Annotated in this window: 20 protein-coding genes; 1 reads left to right on the top strand and 19 read right to left on the bottom strand. The window is 52.7% G+C overall.

All coding sequences use genetic code 11. The features are described 5' to 3' along the window. Positions 1–6: 6 nt before the first annotated feature. From IRJ17_RS20055 to IRJ17_RS20120, 14 genes are all read right to left on the bottom strand, one after another. Positions 7–630 (bottom strand): redox-sensing transcriptional repressor Rex, encoded by a 624-nt coding sequence (locus IRJ17_RS20055; RefSeq protein ID WP_122963546.1) that lies wholly within the window; start codon positions 628–630, stop codon positions 7–9. Between the two features lie 15 nt (positions 631–645). Then, positions 646–1,542, bottom strand: a complete 897-nt coding sequence (locus tag IRJ17_RS20060; RefSeq protein ID WP_122963547.1) for a ComEC/Rec2 family competence protein — start codon at positions 1,540–1,542, stop codon at positions 646–648. Between the two features lie 41 nt (positions 1,543–1,583). Continuing rightward, entirely contained in the window at positions 1,584–4,490 is a 2,907-nt protein-coding gene (gene dinG / locus IRJ17_RS20065) for an ATP-dependent DNA helicase DinG (protein WP_242771732.1), read from the bottom strand. A 90-nt stretch (positions 4,491–4,580) separates the two neighbouring features. Beyond that, positions 4,581–6,104: a tetratricopeptide repeat protein gene (locus tag IRJ17_RS20070; protein ID WP_242771734.1), complete on the bottom strand. Its 1,524-nt coding sequence runs from the start codon at positions 6,102–6,104 to the stop codon at positions 4,581–4,583. 90 nt (positions 6,105–6,194) lie between these two features. Beyond that, complete coding sequence (gene panD / locus IRJ17_RS20075) at positions 6,195–6,578, bottom strand: aspartate 1-decarboxylase (RefSeq protein WP_122963551.1); 384 nt, start codon at positions 6,576–6,578, stop codon at positions 6,195–6,197. Between the two features lie 53 nt (positions 6,579–6,631). Further along, the gene (gene panC, locus IRJ17_RS20080) at positions 6,632–7,495 is read right to left on the bottom strand and encodes a pantoate--beta-alanine ligase (RefSeq protein WP_122963553.1); all 864 of its coding nucleotides are present in this window, start codon (positions 7,493–7,495) and stop codon (positions 6,632–6,634) included. After that, positions 7,492–8,346 carry a 3-methyl-2-oxobutanoate hydroxymethyltransferase gene (panB, locus tag IRJ17_RS20085; RefSeq protein ID WP_122963554.1) on the bottom strand — a complete coding sequence of 285 codons (855 nt, stop codon included), beginning with the start codon at positions 8,344–8,346 and terminating at the stop codon, positions 7,492–7,494. Before panB ends, panC begins: the two co-directional genes overlap by 4 nt. Before the next feature lie 262 nt (positions 8,347–8,608). After that, positions 8,609–9,592, bottom strand: coding sequence for a biotin--[acetyl-CoA-carboxylase] ligase (locus tag IRJ17_RS20090; protein ID WP_122963555.1), 984 nt, complete (start codon positions 9,590–9,592; stop codon positions 8,609–8,611). Next, positions 9,582–10,805, bottom strand: a complete 1,224-nt coding sequence (locus IRJ17_RS20095; RefSeq protein ID WP_122963556.1) for a CCA tRNA nucleotidyltransferase — start codon at positions 10,803–10,805, stop codon at positions 9,582–9,584. The genes IRJ17_RS20090 and IRJ17_RS20095 overlap by 11 nt, the downstream gene beginning before the upstream one ends. A 155-nt stretch (positions 10,806–10,960) precedes the next feature. Further along, complete coding sequence (gene bshA, locus IRJ17_RS20100) at positions 10,961–12,076, bottom strand: N-acetyl-alpha-D-glucosaminyl L-malate synthase BshA (protein ID WP_122963557.1); 1,116 nt, start codon at positions 12,074–12,076, stop codon at positions 10,961–10,963. A gap of 20 nt (positions 12,077–12,096) precedes the next feature. Continuing rightward, the gene (gene bshB1 / locus IRJ17_RS20105; protein WP_122963558.1) at positions 12,097–12,792 is read right to left on the bottom strand and encodes a bacillithiol biosynthesis deacetylase BshB1; all 696 of its coding nucleotides are present in this window, start codon (positions 12,790–12,792) and stop codon (positions 12,097–12,099) included. Continuing rightward, positions 12,789–13,199: a methylglyoxal synthase gene (locus IRJ17_RS20110; protein WP_063226978.1), complete on the bottom strand. Its 411-nt coding sequence runs from the start codon at positions 13,197–13,199 to the stop codon at positions 12,789–12,791. The genes bshB1 and IRJ17_RS20110 overlap by 4 nt, the downstream gene beginning before the upstream one ends. A 50-nt stretch (positions 13,200–13,249) precedes the next feature. Next, positions 13,250–14,002 (bottom strand): 4-hydroxy-tetrahydrodipicolinate reductase, encoded by a 753-nt coding sequence (dapB, locus tag IRJ17_RS20115; RefSeq protein ID WP_122963559.1) that lies wholly within the window; start codon positions 14,000–14,002, stop codon positions 13,250–13,252. Beyond that, positions 13,995–14,342, bottom strand: coding sequence for a nucleotide pyrophosphohydrolase (locus IRJ17_RS20120; protein ID WP_122963560.1), 348 nt, complete (start codon positions 14,340–14,342; stop codon positions 13,995–13,997). Before IRJ17_RS20120 ends, dapB begins: the two co-directional genes overlap by 8 nt. A 232-nt stretch (positions 14,343–14,574) precedes the next feature. Here IRJ17_RS20120 and IRJ17_RS20125 point away from each other — a divergent pair, with 232 nt between their 5' ends. Then, entirely contained in the window at positions 14,575–15,432 is an 858-nt protein-coding gene (locus IRJ17_RS20125; RefSeq protein ID WP_063226975.1) for a YitT family protein, read from the top strand. Positions 15,433–15,501: 69 nt separating this feature from the next. Here the strand turns inward: IRJ17_RS20125 and IRJ17_RS20130 are convergent, their stop codons facing one another. The 5 genes from IRJ17_RS20130 to IRJ17_RS20150 form a co-directional block, all read right to left on the bottom strand. Further along, entirely contained in the window at positions 15,502–16,317 is an 816-nt protein-coding gene (locus IRJ17_RS20130) for a sporulation protein YpjB (protein ID WP_122963561.1), read from the bottom strand. A gap of 49 nt (positions 16,318–16,366) precedes the next feature. Beyond that, a complete protein-coding gene (locus IRJ17_RS20135) occupies positions 16,367–16,966 on the bottom strand; it encodes a DUF1405 domain-containing protein (RefSeq protein WP_063226973.1) in 600 nt (199 codons plus the stop codon). A gap of 75 nt (positions 16,967–17,041) precedes the next feature. After that, positions 17,042–17,836, bottom strand: a complete 795-nt coding sequence (locus IRJ17_RS20140) for a menaquinol-cytochrome c reductase cytochrome b/c subunit (RefSeq protein ID WP_122963562.1) — start codon at positions 17,834–17,836, stop codon at positions 17,042–17,044. A 29-nt stretch (positions 17,837–17,865) separates the two neighbouring features. Continuing rightward, positions 17,866–18,537, bottom strand: coding sequence for a menaquinol-cytochrome c reductase cytochrome b subunit (gene qcrB / locus IRJ17_RS20145; RefSeq protein ID WP_049740092.1), 672 nt, complete (start codon positions 18,535–18,537; stop codon positions 17,866–17,868). A gap of 1 nt (position 18,538) precedes the next feature. Then, positions 18,539–19,057, bottom strand: a complete 519-nt coding sequence (locus IRJ17_RS20150) for a Rieske (2Fe-2S) protein (RefSeq protein WP_063226971.1) — start codon at positions 19,055–19,057, stop codon at positions 18,539–18,541. Between the last annotated feature and the right edge of the window lie 199 nt (positions 19,058–19,256).

Raw genomic sequence — 19,256 nt, forward strand, 5'->3', positions numbered from 1 at the left:
CCATTCTTACGTTAAGTAGTAGGCCAGGCTCTGCAAATTGGAAGTCACATCCGCATAGTGGATGCGCACATCCTTTTTCGCGCGAATTGTCGTAGGAGCAAAATTGAGGATTCCCTTGATACCCGCTTGAGTCAACTGATCACATACGGATTGCGCAGCCGGTGCGGGCACGGTGATAATCGCCAGCTTGATTTGTCTTTGCGCAATCGTGTCCGCCAGCTCATTCAATGGCTGAATCGGGATGCCCGCCACTTCTTTTCCCAGCTTGCCGGGATCGTTGTCAAAAATGGCCGCAATCCGCATGTTATCTTTCAAATAAGCGTTGTAGTTGCTGATCGCATGGCCCAAATGGCCTGCTCCAACGAGCGCGACGCGTATCTCATCCGTCAGCTTCAAAATCTGGCGAATTTTTTCCACCAAGTAATTGACGTCATAGCCAATTCCTTTTTTCCCGAAATCGCCGAATGTTGCCAGGTCTTTTCGGATTTGGGCCGGATTCACATCCAAGTTTTTGCCCATTTGCTGGGAGGAAACAGTAGTTACCTCGTTTTGCTGCAAATAGCTGAGGTAACGCAGATAAATCGGCAGGCGGCGGACGACCGCTTCCGAAATCTTTTCGTGTTTAGCCACGCTCGGTCTTCCCCCCTATTTCTTTTGCTTGAATACCCTGTAATCTTTCCCGTTGGACAAGATCGTGATCGATCCGTCCCGGCCCGTCATATACGTCTCCGCCCACGACTCGCCCAACCGCTCCAGCACCTCGGTCTTGCCCTCTTTTTGCATGTCGCGCTCTGTATTGCTCTGGATGATGGCGACCTGAGGATCAACCCGAGAGAGAAAAGGCTGCGAAGTTCCTTGATTGCTGCCCTGGTCTCCCACTTTCAGCACAGCCGACTTCAACTGCTCGGGATGGCGGGCGAGCAAGCGCTCCTCGGCCTGTTCGTTGATGCCGCTCACAAACAAAAAGCGCAACTGATCATGCGTCAGCGCAAAAACGAGCGAATTGTTTTGCGGCGATAAAAACAGCGGCTCGCTGGGCAGCAATACATCCATCGTGATGTCGGTATCGAGAATCAGTTCCTGGTTCTCCTCGAGTTCTCTTTGCTTCGCGATCTTGTCGTACGGAACGAACTGGCGAATCGAAGGCGCAATCAGCTTGGGCACAATGACGGAATCAATGATGATTTGCTGGTGTAAAAAAGGGAATCCTCCTGCATGTTCAGGCTGATCGTTCGTCAAGACCAGATAGTCCAGGCGCGTCAACTTCGCAGCGGAAAGATGCGCAGCCAAAGCTGGCCAATCTTCCGCGCTGCCCGTATCAATCAGCATGGTTTTCCCGCTCGGCATCCGCACCAGCGTGCTTTCTCCATGAGGAAGCGCCCAGTAAGTGATGACAAGACCCGTAAACTCCGCTTCGTTCTCGGTTGCAAACGGGTCGTCCACCTTAACGGCTTCCTGCAAATGGGTATCGATGGAGCATGAACATAGCAATGCCACACATGCGACGAGAAGCAGCCAGGCCCACTTTTTTTTCCATAACATTTATTTTATCACCTAAATCCCTGCTAGACTATTGCTTCATTTTATGAATCTGGCAGGGATTGCATACGTAAGAACGGTTCAATTCGTTCGCGCAGCGTCGGCCAGGAGCCTGTCTCCACCTGAAACGGCGGGAGCGATTGCAAAAAGGAACGGCCGTAGCGGGATTCGACCACACGCGTATCGAACACGACCACAACGCCCCGGTCCAAATGGTGACGAATCAACCGTCCGACTCCTTGCTTGAACAAAATGACGGCTTGCGGCAGCGCCAGCGACATGAATGCGTTTTTTCCGTCTGCTTTCAAAGCTTCCGCGCGTCCCTGGTAAACCGGGTGGTTGGGCGGCGTGAACGGCAGCTTGATGATAACCAGACTGCTCAGCCACTCTCCTTGGATGTCCACGCCCTCCCAGAAGCTGCTCGTGCCAAGCAAAACGCTTCGTTCCATCGAACGAAACAGACTGACCAGCTTGCTGCGGTTGTTGCTGTCGATGCCGTGTCCAAACAGCGTGTACGGCTCCGATTCCCCGGCCAGACGCTCTTTCATGGCTTGGTACACCAGCCGCAACATCGAATGCGAGGTGAACAAAATCAGCGTCCTGCCTTTTGATGCCACAACCACGTCTACACAGCCTTGGATGATCGCTTCGAGATACGTCTGGTCGTTTTCTTTTCCCGGCGCCGGAAAATCGGAAGGTATCAATAGTAGCCCCTGCTCTTCGTAATGGAACGGCGATGGCAGCGACAGCGTGCGTACCCGTTCGGCAGGCAGCTTGTCGAGGCCAAAGCGGCTCATGACGTAAGAAAAGCTGTTTCTGACCGTCAGCGTAGCGGAAGTCATGATCAGGCTGCGCTTCTGGGAAAAAAGCGGCTCGGCAAGCGAATCCGCGACATCGAGCAACGCCGCAGACAAGTGCACCTGCTTGCGGGCCGTGCGCGACTCGACCTCCATCCAGTAGACGTAGTTCGGATCTTGCTCTTGCAAAAAGAAATGCAACAGCTCCATCACATTTTGCCATTCCTTCACCAGCCCGAACAAATCCGTCTGCAAGCTGCGGATGAGGAAGGGCGGCTTCTCCTCTTGGGGAACGGGAACCAGCTTCAGCATCTGTTCCAGTCTGGAGGCGAAGTCTGTCATGGCGTCGATCAGCTTTTTCGTCACCTTGCGAATTTTTTCTTGTTTTCCTGTGAAAGAAGCTACCCGATACCGCACCGTCTCCCTGCCTGCATCTGTCGTCTCCTCGGCGCGCTCGGAAGCCCATGCGTACAGAAACTGCGTCCATTGCTGAGCCTTGTCGCGCAAAGACGCAGACAGCTTCTTGCACTCCAGAAGAACCGCGGACAGCTCTTCCTGGACAGACGGCTGCCAGCTTTGCATTTCCTCGGCAAAGCGTGCAATCGCTCCCCCCTCCTCGACAGAAGCGCGATCCAGCAAAAACATCACCTGTGTCGTTGTCAGTTGCTTGCCCAAGTGCTGTGTCGCGGCATCTTCCAGATGGTGTGCCTCGTCGAGAATCGCGACCTCGTACGGCGGGAGAATCCGGTTCTCTGCCTGCAAGTCGCTGATGAAGAGAGCGTGGTTGACGATGAGCACATCTGCTTCTTTTGCCCGGTCTTTCGCCTGAAAATAATAGCAGCGGCTAAACCACGGACAGGCCCGGTTCAAGCAAGAGCTTGTATCGCTTTTCACCTGCTGCCAGAAAAGCTGTCCGCTCGGAGGCAGGCTCAGCTCCTCCACATCGCCCGTTTCGGTCTGCGTTAGCCACGTGAGAAGCTGACCTTTTGCCAGCCGCATCTCCTGGTTGCTGCCCTCTACCGGCTCCTCCAGTGCCATCTCGAATTTGCGCAGGCACAAATAGTTGCCCCGGCCTTTCAACGTCGACGCCGTAAAAGCAAAAGGAAGTGTCTGCTGCAACGTGGCGATCTCTTTATGGAACAGCTGCTCTTGCAGTTGAATCGTGTTCGTGCTCACTACAAGCTGCTGTTGATTTTGATACGCCCAAATGATCCCGGGCAGCAAGTACGCCAGCGACTTCCCCGTGCCTGTCCCTGCCTCCACCAAAAGGTGCGTGCCCTCCTGCATGGCGTCGAAGACAGCGTGCATCATCGCTTCCTGTGCTTCCCGACGCTGGTAGCCGCTCATGCTGGCATGCATCTGGCCTTTTTCGTTCAGCATTTCTTCCAGCTGCTCGCTGAACGCTTTTCCGTAGCTCCGTTCCGTCTGCGGGCGCTGGAAACTCGCCTTCAGCTTTTCCTCGCGCTTTTTCAAAGCCAGTTGGCGGTATATATCCCACAGCGGTGAAGCTTGCCGTGCTGGCTCGTCGCCCAGTTGTGGCAGCTCCGCCAGCTTTTCCATTTCCATTTGCCGCAAAAGTGTCGCGATGTCCGAACGAAACGACGATACGAGCATTTGCAGTCGTTGAATCGTCACGAGCGGCAACTGCTGCAAAATATCGAGCAAGTGCAAGAAGAGCTGGGCGGTTGCCAGCGCGTCACTGTCGGCCTGGTGAGGATTGTCATGCTCGATCGCAAGCTCCGACGCCAGTTCCCCAAGCCTGTAGCTGTTTTGCATCGGCAAAAGCAAGCGGGACAACTCGACTGTGTCGAGCACATATCCGTCAAACGCATAATAGCCCTGGCTCAGCAGGGCTTCTTGTAAAAATTGGAGATCAAAGCTTGCATTATGGGCAACAAAAGCTCGTCCATCCAATAAGCGCAAAAATGTCGGGAACACCTCTTCCAAAGTAGGCGCGTCAGCCACCATTTCATTGGTGATCCCTGTCAGTTGCGTAATAAAAGGGGGGATGTCCTGTCCGGGATGAATCAGGGTCGAGAAGCATTCTGTGATCTGCCCGTCGTCGATCGCCACAGCGCCGATCTGAATAATGCTGTCTCCCTGCCGCGGATGGCTCCCCGTCGTTTCAAAGTCTACTACCAGTAATCGATTCAAGCGTTGTCACCTCGTAACCTGGGCGGAACCTGTCATCCGCACTCATTCACATTCGGCAACAGTGGGAAATATTCCTGCTTCCGACTGCAATTACGGCTGCACAAGCTCGTTTTGCACAGCTTCTGCGCCGAGCTTGCTCGCGCACAGCTGCAAGTAAAGCGGGATTTCCCGAAACTGGTCTGCGTGGGGCAACGTTCGCTGGAAATACTGCTCAGCCAGCCGCCAGTTTTCCTCCACCATCGCCAGTCTCCCCAAGTGGAAGTACCCAAGAGAACGGATATACGGGTCCGCATCATCCAGAAACAGCTTGGCCAACCGCTTCGCTTCCAGCGTCTCCCCGACTTTTTCAAAAGCGGAGATCATTCCGGACTGCCCCAGGCGGTTTTCGCTGTTTTTTGCCAAAATGCCGCGAAACGCTGCAATGGCCCCCGGGATATTGCCATCAAACAGCTGCATCCAGCCGTAGCTGAACACGAAATCATCCTGCTCTGGCGCCAGACTGATCGCTTTTTTCACAAGCGTCAGCGCTCGTTTGCTCCCGGCGATCAGCCAGGTGTTCCATGCCAGCCCGTGCCACGTCCAGCCTTCCTTGGGCAACCGTTCCGTCAAAAAATGATAGCACACTTGTGCCCGGTGGTAATTGCCCACAGCTTCGTACAAATGAGCCATTTCCTGCAACGTCTCGTTATCGAGCTCGCGGTTGGGCAAAGTCAGGCTTGATGGGGCAACAAGCTCTGCCGTCTCGTCCATCTGCATCAGCAGTTTGGCGGCGCGAAGCCATAACAGCTGTGCCTCCCAATCTTGCTCGTGCTTTTGCAAATAACATTCGATCTCATCGAGCGCTTCCTGGGCATCGCCGTCCATCAAGTAGCAGAGAGCGAGGTTGTACTTGGCTTCGTCCTGCTCAGGCTTTACTTCCAGCGAGGTTTTAAAAGCTTGCGCGGCCTCCAGCCACTGCTTCTCCTCCGCTAATATGCAGCCGATGGCATTGCTGCTGATCGCCACGATCGCAGGCGAGCTTGCCGATTTTCCCAACAGCCGAAACTCGCGAAAAGCCATTTCCTTGTCGTCGCAAAACAACAGGCTGTAAGCGTAATACAGCCGACCGCTTTCCCAGTCCGGCGCTTCTTTCACCAGCTCGGCAAAACACTTTTTCGCGTCCTGGAACATGCGCAGATGGTAAAACCCTTCTCCGCGGCGAAATACAGGCTCATAGGCGTGCATCGCTTGCGGCAGTTTGTCGGCTTTGGCTTCGAATTTCGGCTCGGATTTTGACTCGCTTTTAGTCTCGTTCTTGGCCTCGCTTGCCGTCCCTTTTTGGCCATCCTGTTTATGGTCCGTCGCTAACGGTTCTTTTTTTAAGGAAACGGGCTTGGCCTTTTCCTCTTGCGTCTCTGTCGGCAGCTGCCCTTCCATTTGCTTGATGTGCCGGATCGCGTTGGACAGCTTCTCTTCAAATTGCAGCCACAAATCGACGACCGTATCGCTGACCTGCCGCAAGTAAAACAGTTGATCCGCTAATTGAAGCCTTTCCTGCTCCGATGCTTCCTGCCACCGTTCCTCTATCGTCTGTGCTTTTGTGCGCAACGTCTGAAACCAGTCTTCGATCTTCACGAAAAAGCCACCCCCCTGTGAGGCATGAGTAGTTTCATTGTCTCACAAGGCAGGTGGCTCTATGCGCAAAGCCAAAGGCAAATGCTTTGTCTACAGGATCGTCGCGTGTACTTCCTCGCCAAGCATTTCCTTGATCCGGTTCTTCTCGTCCATGATCGCCACTTTTGGCTTGTACGTACGAGCTTGCTCATCGGTCATCATGGCGTAGGCGATAATGATCACGATATCGCCTTCCTGAACGAGACGGGCTGCTGCGCCATTCAGGCAAATTACGCCACTTCCTGGCGCTCCTTCAATCACATACGTTTCCAGACGCGCCCCGTTGTTGTTGTTCACGATTTGCACTTTTTCATTGGGCAAAATATCGAGCGCATCCAAAATATTTTTGTCGATCGTGATGCTCCCCACGTAGTTGAGGTTCGCTTCTGTCACTGTTGCGCGATGGATTTTCGCTTTCATCATAGTGCGAAACACAGGCATTACCTCCCTTGTCATCCTTATGGAACTTTTTCGCTTACCACGTATGATTAACGGACAGACGCGATCAGGTTGTCAATCAAACGTGTCTTGCCAAAACGGACAGCAAGCGCCACGATAATGTCTTGTCCGGATGTCTCTTTTTCGATTGGCTCCAAATCAGGATAACCCAAAATTTGGATATAGTCGATATCTGCCAGCGGTTTTGCTGCAATCATTTGCTCGATACGCTCTTTGATCTCGGCAAGCGGCTTGCCCTCTGCGAGCCACTCTGCTGCCTGCTGCAAGCTTTGCGACAGGATGAGTGCCTGTGAGCGTTCTTCTGCGGACAAATACACATTGCGCGAGCTCATCGCCAGTCCATCTGCTTCCCGAACGATCGGGCATGGCACTACCTCGACCGGAACGGACAAGTCTTTGACCATTTGCGTGACCACGGCTACTTGCTGTGCATCTTTTTGACCGAAAAACGCATAGTCAGGCTGGACGATGGAGAACAGCTTCAAGACCACCGTCGACACTCCGTCAAAATGCCCCGGCCGGGAAGCGCCGCACAAAGGTGTCGTGACGTTCGCTACCGATACCGTCGTCAAGATCGGCTTGGGATACATTTCTTCGACAGTTGGTGTGAACAGCAGATCGACTCCCGCTTCAGACGCCATCCGGCTGTCACGCTCGATATCGCGCGGATACCGTTCAAAATCTTCATTCGGGCCAAATTGCAGCGGATTGACAAAAATGCTCATGACGACGAGGTCGCACTTTTCTCTCGCTGCCTTGACCAGACTGAGGTGTCCTTCATGCAAAAAGCCCATCGTGGGCACAAAGCCGATTGTCTTGCCTTGCCGCCGTGCTGCTTGTATTTGAACGCGCACATCCTCGATTGTGGATAGCTGCTGCATCGTTTGAATCATGATTGGGTCACTCCTTCTCCGTACAGCTCCTTGATCGTCTCTTCCGATGCACGAAACACGTGATCAGGCCCCGGAAAGTGACGAAGCTCGACTTCTTTGACGTACGTGGCGACTGCCTCGCGAATGGATGTGCCGATGTCAGCGTAGCGCTTGACGAATTTCGGCGTCAATTGGGAAGCGTAACCAACCAGGTCGTGGAACACGAGCACTTGTCCATCACAGTCTGCCCCAGCACCGATGCCGATTACGGCAATCTCCAGCTTTTGGGCAATCATTTTGGCTACCTCTTGCGGCACGCATTCCAGCACAATCGCAAAAGCGCCAGCTTGCTGCAAAGCCAATGCGTCATCCAGCAATTTTTTTGCCGCTTCCAGATCGCGTCCCTGCACTTTATAACCGCCAAGCTGATGAACCGACTGCGGAGTCAGGCCGATATGTCCCACTACCGGAATGCCTGCCTGAACCAATCGGGTGATCAGAGGCGCAAGTTCGCTTCCGCCCTCCAGCTTGACTGCTCTGGCGAGTCCCTCCTGCATTAGTCTTCCCGCATTTTTCACCGCTTCTTCGATCGTGCCGTGATAGCTGAGAAACGGCATGTCCGAAACGACAAAAGCGCGTTTGGCCGCTCTTGTCACCGCCTTCGTATGGTGGACCATATCGTCCATCGTCACAGGCAGCGTGGAGTCGTAGCCAAGCACGACCATGCCGAGCGAGTCGCCAACGAGAATCATGTCCGCGCCAGCGTCCTCCACCAGCTTTGCCGATGGAAAATCGTAAGCTGTCACCATCGTGATGGGAATGCCCGCTTCTTTCTTTTTGCGGATGTCCGAAGTCGTGACTTGTTTTGTCATTTGCGTCTTCTCCTCTTTCGCGCCAAGCTTCGTGGATAGAGAGGAATAAAAAAACCTTCTCGCTCATAAAAGGGAGAAGGTTGTCCATGCCAAAGAGACATACTTGTCTTGAACGGATTCCTTCTGTCTCGGTCCACAAAGGCTCTGAGCAGATTTTTGTCCTTGCGTATTTGCCTTATCTATACACCATTTGCTGCAAAAATACTCCGGGAGTACCGTTCTTGAAAAGATACAGCCTCCCTTTTGGAGTATAGCAAATCATCTACACATTTGCACGATAATTGACGTCCGCCGAATACACTTTATGGATCTGGCCTGCCCGATCTTCCACCATGAGCACGCCTTCCTCATCAAGCCCTATCGCTTGACCTTCCAGCTTTTGCGAGATCGTCTGGACGGTTACCCAGCGGCCAATCGAATAGGAGTTGGCTTCCCACTCTTGCTTCACACGCGCGAAGCCTGCGCGCAAGTAATGGTCGTACTCTTCCTCGAAGTTTTGGCAAAAGCGCTGGATGAACGAAACGCGCTTGATCGGAGTGCCTGACTCGATTCGCAAAGAAGTCGCGATAGACAACAACTCTTCGGGAAAGTCAGCCTGTACACTGTTGGCGTTCAGCCCAATGCCGATCACCAAGTAATTGACGCGATCCGATTCCGCGTTCAGCTCGGTCAATACCCCACACACTTTTTTGTCCCCGATAAAAATATCGTTCGGCCACTTGATCTTGACAGGAAGCCCTGTTTCCTCGCGAATCGTTCTCGCGACAGTCACCGCTGTCAGCAAGGTCATCTGCGGCGTTTTCGGCAGCGGGATCGCAGGGCGGACGATCAGGCTCATCCAGATGCCTGTCCCTTTCGGAGAGTGCCAGGGACGTCCCAGCCGCCCTTTTCCTCCCGTCTGTTGCTCCGCCAAAACGAGCGTGCCTTCCTGTGCGCCTTTTGCCGCAGCCTCGTGCGCGAGCGGCTGCGTGGAGACGACCTCGTCATGGGCGATGACATGCTGACCGATCCGCGCGGTAGACAGCCCCGCCATGATTTCTGCCGCAGACAGCCGATCAGGCGCTGCAAGCAAGCGATAGCCCGACTTGCGGACAGCTTCTACCTCGTACCCATCCCGCCGCAACTCCTCGATATGCTTCCAGACCGCTGTTCGCGAACAGCCGCACGTCTGGCTCAGCTCTTCGCCGGAAATAAAGCGTCCCGGCTGATCGCGAAAGGCTTGAAGAATGACTTGTTTAATGTTCATCTTGCGCAACCTCTTTCTTTGCAGCTTCAATCAAATCATGGGGGGTGTTCGGCAATCCGTGCAGGGCCGCTTGCCGCAGCAGCGTCCGCAACACGTGGACAATCCATTCCCCCGGTTTCTTTTGCAGGGCGAGTTGCAGATCAAGCCCGGTTATCGCAAGTTCCTTCATGGTTTTGACCGGCATCGCGTGATATTGTTCGGACAGGCTCGCCAGCATGGCTTGCGGCTGTTGATTCCACCAGCATGCCAGCAAAAGCTGGGCGAGCTGCTCGCATTTTTCCCAGCCTGCTTCGAGCAACAACTGCCCCCACTCAAGCGGTTTTGGCTGATCCCACTCCGGTTGCAAATGCCGCAATTGCTCCACAAAAAAACCGATTGCTTCCGTCTCCCGCTTGGACATTCGCAAAAGCTGGCAGGCAGCGATCGCTTCCTCGGAGGTAAACTGCGCTGCGTAGAACAGAAGCGCCCATTTTTGCGGCAGACTGTTTACATGCGCACTCCGCCAAAATTGGGAAGCCGAATCGCGAAACAATCGCTGCAAGACAGGTGAATAGCCAAACAGTTCCGTTTCGTTGATCAGATCGCAACCGATTTGCGGGGCTTGGCTGCCGAGCATTTTATTCAGCTCTTCCCGGACACGCTCCACAGCGATATGCGCCAAAAGCGAAGCCGTCTCGCTCATGGCAGCAAGCGTCCTGGCCTCAATCGCAAAACCGAGCTGCGCCGCAAAGCGAACGGCTCGGAGCAATCGCAGCGCATCTTCCCGAAAGCGCTCCAGCGGTTGTCCCACGGCCCTGACCAGTCGCGCTGCCATATCTGCCTGACCGCCAAACGGGTCCTGAAGCTCTTTCATCCGATTCATCGCCATGGCATTCATCGTAAAATCCCTGCGCTCCAAATCCAGTCTGAGATCGGACACGAACTGGACGTCTGCCGGACGGCGATAGTCTTCATACTTGCCTTCCGTCCGATAAGTCGTCACTTCAAAAAATTGCCCCTCGATCCTGACAGACACTGTCCCATGCTTGAGTCCGGTCGGAACGTGATCGGGAAACAAGCGGATGACGTCGCCAGGATGGGCATTCGTACATATATCTATATCGTGCACGGGCCGAGACAGCAGCCAATCGCGGACGCATCCGCCGACATAGTAAGCTTCAAATCCGTGATTCTCCAACGTCTCAAGAACCCGGTTTGCCAGATGGAGCGTCATACCGCTCCCCCCTTTCTCGCATGGTTCACCCGATGTTATGAGGAGGCGACACTCATGAGATTTTTGTATGGGCTGTTCATTTTTGTATCCAAGTTGCATCAATTGGTGAAAAGCCGATTGTCCCGCCAATAGCTGTTGTTGCCCGTATCGAGTGCTTATCCGAGCAGCTTGGCGTAGAGCGCCTCGTACTCGGAGGCAATCGTTTCGTGACAAAACGTTTTGCAGGAGCGTTCGATGCTGTTCGCGGAAAACTGGCGATACATTTCTTCATTTTGCAACAGACGAATCGCCGCTTGCGCCATGCCTTCGACGTCTCCGATCGGACGCAAAAAGCCGTTGACGCCATCGACAACCACTTCGGGAATCCCGCCAGCCACGGAAGCCACGACAGGAACGCCACACGCCATTGCCTCCAGCGCAACCAGGCCGAAGCTTTCCTTTTCCGACGGCAAGAGCATCAAGTCTGCCATGGACAACACTTCCGCTACGTCCTCCTGTTTGCCCAAAAAGCATACGTCCTCTGTCAAATCTTGCTCGGCGATTTGCTTGCGGACGGCCCCCATCTCCGGTCCTTCCCCAATCAGGATCAGACGCGCAGGCATCTCTTGTCTGACTCGCGCAAAGATGTCAATGACATCCGGAACGCGCTTGACCGGACGGAAGTTGGATATGTGCATGAGGATTTTCTCCCCGTTTGGAGCGAACACTTTTTTCAGGTGCTCTACCTCTTTCGGGTAGTAGCGCCGCTTGTCGACGAAGTTGTACACCGGAACGATTTCTTTTTCGACGTGCAAAAGCTCTTTTGTCTGCTTGATCAAATCTTTGGATACAGCCGTCACGAGATCGCTGCGCTCAATGCCGAAGCGAATCATGTCGCTCAAGTTCGAGTCATACCCCAACACGGTAATATCGGTCCCGTGCAGAGTCGTGACGATTTTCAGATGATCCCCGACCATTTGTTTCGCTAAAAACGCACACAGCGCATGTGGCACGGCATAATGTACGTGCAATAAGTCCAGCTTTTCATTTTTGGCCACCTGCGCCATCCGGTTTGCCAGCGTCAAATCGTACGGCGGATATTTGAACACGTCATAATGGTTCACTTCTACTTCGTGGTAAAAAATATTCGGATGGAAGGCTCCCAGGCGAAAAGGCATCCCGCCGGTAATAAAATGCACCTGATGCCCGCGCTCCGCCAACAGCTTGCCAAGCTCTGTCGCGACAACCCCTGAGCCTCCCAAAGATGGGTAACAAGTAATCCCAATGTTCATTTCTTAGGTGTCACCCCTTTTCACAAGCTGTTCAATACATAAGGCGCAGCACTGACAAATCCTTCTGCATACGTCACGCCTGCTTGTTGCCCAAACAAGCGCTCGCGATACTCGACCGATTCCAGATACCCGTTGGTCAACGGAGTCTGCACACTGCCTTCTTCCAGCTCGAATTGACTGCGGTAGCAGCGGAGCACTTCCATTTTTTGCGGGTAGATCGCGGTAATGTCGACCACAAACTGGGGTGTGACTGTCGAATTAATAAAATAGTACAGAAATTGAGCAGGGCGATACGCTGGCAGCTCCGAATCAGGCAAATACTTGCGGATACCCGCATTGAAGATAGCTTCCCGCACGATGCGGCTTACGCTCTCATGGTCGGGATGCCGATCGGAAAAATACGGAGCGAGCACTGTACGCGGACGCGTTTCGCGGATCAGCTTCACGACCCGCTCGATCGCTTGCTCCCTGACGCTCTCCAGCCCGCGGTCAGGCAAGCCAAAATTGTAGCGCGCCGCAACCCCTAGCAGCTTGTCAGCCGCAGCCGCTTCCTGTTGTCTGCGCTCCACCGTGCCATTCGACGACAGCTCGGCGTACGTCAGATCGAGAATCGCTGTACGCTTCCCGGATTGCGCCGCCAAAAGCAGGCTCCCCGCCGCGCCGATCTCCACGTCATCAGGATGCGCACCAATCGCCAAAATGTCGAGTGAACTCATGCCTCATTCTCCTCGTGCAGCACCTCGCGCCAGGACAACTCCCCGCGCTCCAGCGCCTTGAGCATGATTTCCGCAGACCCAAGGTTGGTGGCAAACGGAATTTTATGCACATCACACAGCCTGAGCAGCGCAATAATGTCCGGCTCATGCGGCTGCGAAGTAAGCGGATCACGCAAGAAAATAATCAGATCCATCTCGTTTCGGGCAATTTTCGCCCCGATTTGCTGGTCGCCCCCCAGAGGTCCTGACAAAAATCTGGTGAGTTTCAGCGAAGTGGCATCCATGATTCTTGCGCCTGTCGTACCCGTGGCATACAGCTCATGCTCGGCCAGGATCGACTCGTAGGCCGTTGCCAATTGGACAATCTCTTCTTTCATTCGATCATGCGCTATCAATGCAATTTTCACGAGAAACTCTCCCTTATGTCTCGATAGAGATCGCTTTTTTAATCAAACGTTTAATCAATCAAATGTTCCAGCCCGTAAATCAAACCGTACATGCTCATCACAGCTTTGATCGCCAAGTTGACGCCTGGCATAAACGACTCGCGATTGATGGAATCGTGGCGAATCGACAACGTTTGCCCGGTCGCACCGAACAGCACTTCCTGGTGAGCAACCATTCCCGGCAAGCGGACGCTGTGAATGCGGAAACCTTCGTACTCGGCTCCCCGCGCACCCGGAATCGTCTCCACTTCTTCCGGGTGTCCCTGCTTCAGCTCCTGGCGCACAGCAGCGATCATTTCCGCCGTCTTTAGTGCTGTGCCGCTTGGCGCATCCAGCTTGCGGTCGTGGTGCAGCTCGATGATCTCCACATGCGGCATGTACTTCGCTGCCATCGCGGAAAATTTCATGCAAAGAATGGCCCCAATCGCAAAATTCGGAGCAATGATCGCCCCCAGACCCGCTTCTTTGTAGCGATCGGTCATTTCCTGCAACTGCTCGGGAGTCAACCCGGTCGTCCCGATCACAGGTCGAACGCCGTGTGCCAAACACAGCTCCATGTTTTTGTACACGCTATGCGGTGTCGTAAAATCGACAAGCACGTCAGGCTGCATTTCTTCCATTTGTTTGGCAATTTGTTCCGCGTCAAGGCGCGTATCCAGATTGCCGGTATAGATCATCTGGTCGTCCTGCGCCAGCATTTTGACAACTTCCTGTCCCATGCGTCCGTTGGCGCCCGCCACCGCTACGCGTATTTGTTTATTCATGCGGATCGTTCTCCTCAATTCTTGTCCAGCGATCTTTATCGCGTGTGTTGAATTTGTGCATAATACGATCAAACGCTTCCTGCAAATCAATGCCAAGCGAGTTGGCGAAGCAGATCACAATAAACAGGACGTCGCCCAGTTCTTCTTCGACCGTTTTCTCGCCTTCGTCTTTCTTTTTGGGCTTTTCGCCGTAAAAATGATTGATCTCCCGTGCCAGTTCCCCGACTTCTTCCGTCATGCGAGCCAGCATGGACAGCGGTGAAAAATACCCTTCCTTGAATTGCGATATGTATTGGTCCACTTCCTGCTGGATTTCTTGCATCGTTTTTTGCCGTTCCATTCGCCCACTCCTTTGTTGTTTTCATCCTTCTCTCTTTCACCTATCGTACACAAAAAGGCTGCGTTTGCCAAATCTCAATACTTCCTCTTCCAACATATGGACAATCAAATAATCGGTCATTTATAATGGCTTTCGTATGACCCTCAGGCATCAAGGTTTTCGCCCGCACAACTGCACAACATGTCGGACAAAAAAAGCATCCATTTCGGCTCCGGCAAAACAGGAGGACACTATGAACATCCGTTTAAAGAGCATCATCGCCATCATTATCGGTTCTGCCATCATGGGATTCGGCATTAACGCCTTCAACATCCCCAACCATCTTGCCGAGGGCGGTATCACGGGGATTAGCATTTTGATCAAGCTATTGTTCCCGGTCGTAGATCAAGGGATTGTCTTCTTCGTCTTGAACGTACCGCTGTTCTTGTTAGGTTGGAAAATTCTCGGCCGCACGTCTTTTTTCTACACGATTTTAGGAACGGTCGCCCTTTCCGTCTTTCTCTCCGTCTTTGACGGCGTCATGCCGCTCGTGATGAAAGACCGACTGCTCGCTTCCCTGTACGCTGGTGTAGCTGTCGGCGTCGGTTTGGGCATTATTTTCCGCTATGGCGGAACGACTGGCGGAGTAGACATCATCGCCCGCTTGCTGCAAAAATACATGGGTGTCAGCATGGGTAGAACGCTGTTTTTCGGCGACATCCTCGTCATCGGCGCATCGCTCATCTACTTGAACCTGGAGAGCGCGATGTACACGCTCGTCGTCGTGTTTATCGCAGCGCGCGTCATCGACTTTTTCCAGGATGGGGCTTACGCCGGAAAAGCGCTGACCATCATTTCCAATCACGCCGAGCAAATCTCGAAGCAAATTCTCGATCTCGGCCGTGGCGTAACGCTTCTGGCGGGTAAAGGAGCTTACTCCGGGGAAGAAAAGAAAGTCATTTACGTCGTCGTCAGCCGCAACGAAGTCATGCGCTTTAAAAACATCGTGCAAGAGATCGATCCGCACGCTTTCGTGATCGTCAATGACGTGCACGAGGTGCTGGGCGAAGGCTTTACGCTTGATGAGAATAAAAAACCGCTGCATGATTAAAGCTTCAAACGCAACAAAACCTTGCCTGAGCATAAGGGCAAGGTTTTTTGTGTACGCTTCCTTCCATTTTCAGGTGGAGCGAATTTCGCCATCGTACTTTTTCCACGCCACATAAGCCAAAGCGGCAACGAGCGCAATCGCAATCGAGAGCAGCATCGTCATGGGCGAATCAGGCCGCATCATCAGGCGGGCAAAGGTGCTCTTCTCCTCGCCAACAAATGCCGTCTGGATGGAACCGTTCAAATCGCGCAAAGCTTCCCTGATGAGCTGCCAGTCCATTTGCGCGTTTCTCATCTCTTTGGAAATGACATCGTAAGCCGAGGAAATCGAAGCCAATTGCTCCTCCGGCAGCTGGATGCTCATGCCCGGTTTGATCGCCAAAAACAGCCGATAATTCTCGTCGAACTGCTCGCGAAATTGGGTGAAATTACGCTCTACCGCAGATTGCTGCAAGTTTTGCACTTGGGTGACAAGAGAGGGATAATAGCTGCGCCACATCGGCTGATGTTCATGCGTCAAAGCATCAATCGCTACCCGAACTTGCGTGGCGTGCCACAACAGCTGCTGCTCGCTCACGTTGGCAGAAGAAAAGCTTTTTTTCGCCGCCAAAATCGACTGCGTTACCGCGTTCAGGCTCTCGATTTTGAGCGGAGACGTCAAATGCTGGTTCGGGAACTTCTCCGCCAGTTGCACAATCCGCTCTTGTGCGCCTTCAATATCCCCTTTTTTTGCGTAATTCAAAAAATCATTGGCAATCTGATCCAGAGCCACTAATTGCTGTGCTTCGATCGGTTGATTCAGCTTGGAGTACAAACTGTGTATCGGCCAGGACAAAAACAATCCGATCGCCAAAAAGAACAGTAAAAACCGGATGTTTTTCTTCAACGCAAAAAACCTCCTTCCCCTAGTACAGCCTATGGAAAGGAGGACAAGATTAGACCTTGTTTATCGTGTGCTTGCTGTTTGCAATCCAAATAACCGATATGGATACCAGGCTGAGAAGCACAGTAAACAGCCCGACGAAACCATCGTACGGGTCAAGCACACTCGGCAGCCATGGGTGGATATCCATCACGTAATCCAAAAAGTCGTTGTTTAAAGTCCACAGCGCAGCGATCCCCACTGGCAGGATGCTCAATTTGTAAAAGCGTGCATACAGCACCGATTCAGCCGCCATTCCAGCATGTGAAATAATTAACATCACATCTGTCCAGCGTACTTCATTCCCCATCATCCAACCCGCCAAGATAATGCAAACGGCCCATACACCATACTTGAAATTCGTGATGCCTGCCAGTGCTTCCAGTACCGGGATGTGGCGACCCAACAAATAGGTAAGGATGACCAAAGTAAAAAGGCCACTACCTGTTGGGCTGTCTGGGACAAAAGGAGTCAAGTACGCTGGCGTTTCTGCCAGCTGGTTTTTATACCAGATGAATCCGTATATAGTTCCCAGCAGGTTTACGATAAACAGCGTCCATAGAAACCATCTTTTCCCCAAAGAATGCTTGAACCACTCCCATATCCAGATCATGTTTATCGTCTCCCGCTGTGTACGCCGCTAAAGAAAAAGCTGACCGCATCGTCAGCCAGCTTTTTCTCTATTAGCTTATTTCAAGGTTGCCATGTACTCGGCCAACTTCGTGATTTCCGCATCATCCTTGATCATGCCGCCTGGCATTGCAGGTGGCTTACCATTTTTGATGATATCGGCAATCTGCGTTGCATCGTATTTTTCACCGATCTTCTGGAGGTTTGGACCCATGCCGCCCTCCATGTTTTTGCCGTGGCAACCCATGCAGCTTGTTTGAGCTTTCCATACCGCATCTGCTGTAAAGCTGGTGTCAGCAGGTGCCGGAGCCGTTGCGTTGGAGCCATGACCAGCGCCACCAGAATCCTTGCTGGATGGATGGCTCAGGGAGTGCTCGTGATCCGCAGCCCACGTAAGGTAGAAAACGCCTACCAGAGCTGTCAGCATCAAACCAGTTGCTACCGGACGCTTGGAAGGACGGCGCTCTTTGCTGGTATCCAGCCAAGGAGCAAGCATCAGTCCGCCAAAGGCGATACCCGGAATAATGATCGTACCGAGGACTACCCAATCTCCCGCAGCCCAAGGGTATTTCAGCATTTGGTACAGGAACAGGAAGTACCAGTCTGGCAACGGAACGAATGACGTATCATTCGGGTTTGCCTTGTCAGTCAGCGGCGATGGATGAGAAACCGTCAGCACGAGGAAGCCGACCAAGCAAACAGCTGCCACCATCCACTCTTTCAGCAGGAAGTTAGGCCAGAACGGCTCATTTTTTCCCGGAAAGTCGGAGTAGGATGGAGAAATATTAGGGATACGCTTCGCCGATACTCGGGAATCTCCGACGAAGGTAGCATCTTTATCTTGTTTTGCCATGCTATTTCCTCCTTTTTATCGAAGACCCATTATAGTGGACCCGAGATACCTTGCGAACGGATCATAACAAAGTGAGCGCCCAACAGGCCGAGCAATGCGCCTGGCAGGAAGAATACGTGAATCGCGAAGAAGCGAGAAAGCGTTTGCGCACCTACGATGTCTCCACCTGTGAGCAACATTTTTACATACGGACCGATGAGCGGAACGGAGTTTGCAATCTCCAAACCTACTTTTGTCGCAAAGTATGCGGTGTTGTCCCATGGCAAGAGGTAGCCTGTGAAACCGAGGCCCAGCATGACGAAGAAGATCAGCATGCCCACAACCCAGTTCAGCTCGCGAGGCTTTTTGTATGCACCTGTAAAGAAAACACGCAAAGTATGTAGGAACATCATCACGATGACCAAGCTCGCGCCCCAGTGATGCATACCGCGTACGATTACCCCGAATGCAACTTCGTTCTGGAGGTATTTAACAGACTCGTAGGCGTTGATAATGTCTGGTACATAGTACATCGTCAAAAACATACCAGACAAGATTTGAATAACCGTAATAAAGAACGTTAGGCCCCCAAAGCAGTAAACGAAAGCAGAGAAATGGTGTGCCGGGTTCACGTGCTCAGGTACTTCGTGGTCGGCCAAGTCGCGCCACATCGGAGTGATATTCAGGCGCTCATCGACCCAATCATACATTTTTTGTAACATCTTAGCCGTTCACCCCCGGACGAGGATTTGCCTTTACCTTACCCAAATAAAGCTTGCCGTCTTTTACTTCTGTTTCGTACTCATCAAGAGATGCTGTCGGCGGTGTACCCAAGATGTGTTCACCGTTGATCGTGTAACGGCCCAAGTGGCATGGACAGAAATACTGATCTGGATGTTCCGGACTGGTATTCCAGTCAACGGTACAGCCCAAGTGCTTACAGATTGGGGACAGAGCAAGGATCTCACCCTTGTCGTTTTTGGTTACCCATGCAGACAACGTAGATTCGGATTCATACCAACCGTCCTTGGTATGTACCTTAAATTCAACGCGCTTAGGTACTGCGCTGAATTCATCTGGAGAACCAACTGCTACTTTATCTCCACCTGCATGTCCCTGCAGTAAAGGGTCAACCGCAAAGCGAATCATCGGGGTGATCATACCCGCAGCAAGGAACCCGCCAGTTCCCATCAGAGCGTAGTTCAAAAAAGTACGTCTGGAAATTTCGCGTTTGTCTCCCATCTCTTTTTTCCCTCCTTATCCTGTAAAATAGCGCTACGATGGCGTTTTCATACATATACACTAGGTCAATCCCAATCATAGCTAACGCCTATAAAGATGTCAAGAATGTCCAGCGGGCATGGTAGAAGCCAACCCCTGCCTGCTGATAGATTGTTGCCATTTTGTCAAAATTTGCTCCTTGTCCCTCCCGTTTTCCTGT

The organism is Brevibacillus parabrevis, assembly GCF_022701015.1.
GTDB lineage: Bacteria > Bacillota > Bacilli > Brevibacillales > Brevibacillaceae > Brevibacillus > Brevibacillus parabrevis.